We start from the raw sequence: 2,287 nt of genomic DNA on the forward strand, positions 1-2,287 counted from the left end.
GTCGCGGCGCCGCCACCGCCCGGCGTCGCCGCACCGGCGCCCGCCGCGCGGGCCTCCTCCATCGCCGCCCGCACGGCCGTCCGCACGGCGGAGTCGACCGCCTCCTGCGTGCGGTCCGCGAGCCGGCGCTGCAGCACGAGCAGGTCCTTGCCCTCGTCGACCACGCCGCCCCGGTCGCCGACGACGCGGAACGTCATGCGCAGGTGCGGGGGCAGCTTGTCGTCGTCGAACGCGTCGTCGGGCACGTCGACGTCGCGCAGGTCGCGGACGGCCCGCCGGAACAGGTCGCGGAACGAGGGTGCGGCGTCGCCCGCGCGCACGGTGTCCTCCCACGACGCGGTGTGCTCGGTGAGCCAGGCGTCGACCGCGCGCGCGACGTCGGGCGCGGGCACGAGCTGGACGCGCACGGGCTTGGGCAGCGAGCGGATGGTCGCGGTGACGAGCTCCTCGCGCAGCCCCGGGACCATCCACCCGAAGCCGTCGGGGGTGAGCCGCGCGAGCGCGGTGAGCGGGACGTGGACGGTCACGCCGTCGGCCTCGGTGCCGGGCTGGAACTGGTAGGTGAGCGGCAGGCGCAGGTCGCCCTGCGGCCAGCGGGACGGGAACGCGGACTCGTCGATCGACTCGGCGTCGTCGGCGACGAGCAGCTCGCGCGTGAAGGTCAGCAGGTCGGGGTCGCCGCGGCGCGCGGACTTCCACCACTGGTCGAAGTGCCGGGCGGAGACGACGTCCGACGGGACGCGCTCGTCGTAGAAGTCGAACAGGACGTCGTCGTCGACGACGAGGTCGCGGCGGCGGGCCCGTGCCTCGAGCCCTTCGGCCTCGGCGAGCAGGCGGCGGTTCTCGTGGAAGAACTGGTGGTGCGTGGTCCACTCGCCCTGCACGAGCGCGTGCCGGACGAACAGCTCGCGGGCGTGCTCGGGGTCGACCTTCGCGTACAGGACGCGGCGCTGCGCGACGATCGGCACGCCGTACAGCAGGACCTTCTCGAACGCGGTGGCCGCGCCCTGCTTCGACGACCACGCGGGCTCGGAGTACGTGCGCTTCACCAGGTGCGCGCCGACCTCCTCGGCCCACTCGGGCTGGATGCGCGCGGCGTCGCGGGCCCACAGGCGGGACGTCTCGACGAGCTCGGCGGCCATGACCCACGCGGGCGGGCGCCTCGACAGGGCGGACCCGGGGAAGATCGCGAACCGCGCCCCGCGTGCGCCGAGGTACTCATTGCGCGCGCGCCGGTCGGGCCGTCGACCGCGTGCACCACCGGCGGCGCCGCGGGCGGGCGCGGCGACCTCGGTCGCCTCCTGCATGCCGATGTGCGAGAGCACGCCCGCGAGGACGCTCACGTGGATCCGGTCGGCGTCCCACTCGAGCCGCAGGCCGCCGGGCCCGAGATCGGCACTCCCGTCCGAGATCGGTACCTCGAGGTCACGACCTCGGTCGGGAGTGCCGATCTCGGTGTCGCGTCGAGCGGGACGTGGCGGGGACACCGGGATGCCGAGCGGCTTCGCGAGCTCGCGGAGCTGCGCGACGACGTCCTGCCACTCGCGGATCCGCAGGTAGTTGAGGTGCTCCGAGCGGCACAGGCGGCGGAACGCGTTGCCCGACAGGTCTCGCTGCTGCTCGCGCAGGTACTCCCACAGGTTGAGGTAGGACAGCAGGTCGGACGTCGGGTCGGCGAAGCGCGCGTGCGCCTGGTCCGCCTTGTCGCGCTCGTCGGCGGGGCGCTCACGAGGGTCCTGGATGGACAGCGCGGCGGCGACGATCATGACCTCGCGCGCGACACCCCGTCGGCCGCCCTCGACGATCATCCGGGCGAGCCGCGGGTCCATCGGGAGCTGGGCGAGCGCGCGGCCCGTGTCGGTCAGGCGCGTCACCGACGACGTCCGCCCGTCGGGGCCCGTCACGGGGACCGTCTCCAGTGCGGCGAGCTCGGTGAGGAGCTGCACGCCGTCCCGGACCGCGCGCACGTCGGGCGGGTCGACGAACGGGAAGCCCGTCACGTCGTCGGGTGTCGCCGCGACTCCCACCGCGATCATCTGCAGGATCACCGACGCGAGCGACGTCCGCAGGATCTCCGGCTCGGTGTACATCGGCCGGGCCTCGAAGTCCGTCTGCGAGTACAGCCGGATCGCGATGCCGTCCGCCACGCGGCCGCAGCGTCCCGATCGCTGGTTCGCCGACGCCTGCGAGATCGCCTCGATCGGCAGGCGCTGCACCTTCGTCGCCTTCGACCAGCGGGAGATGCGGGCCGTGCCGGGGTCGACGACGTACCGGATGCCCGGCACCG

Annotated in this window: 1 protein-coding gene; it reads right to left on the bottom strand. The window is 74.4% G+C overall.

The features are described from left to right. Positions 1-2,287 (bottom strand): DUF3418 domain-containing protein (locus tag CBZ_RS14155; protein WP_130782164.1); only part of this gene is annotated, 2,287 nt, incomplete at both ends.

The organism is Cellulomonas biazotea (assembly GCF_004306155.1).
GTDB classification, from domain to species: Bacteria; Actinomycetota; Actinomycetes; order Actinomycetales; family Cellulomonadaceae; genus Cellulomonas; species Cellulomonas biazotea.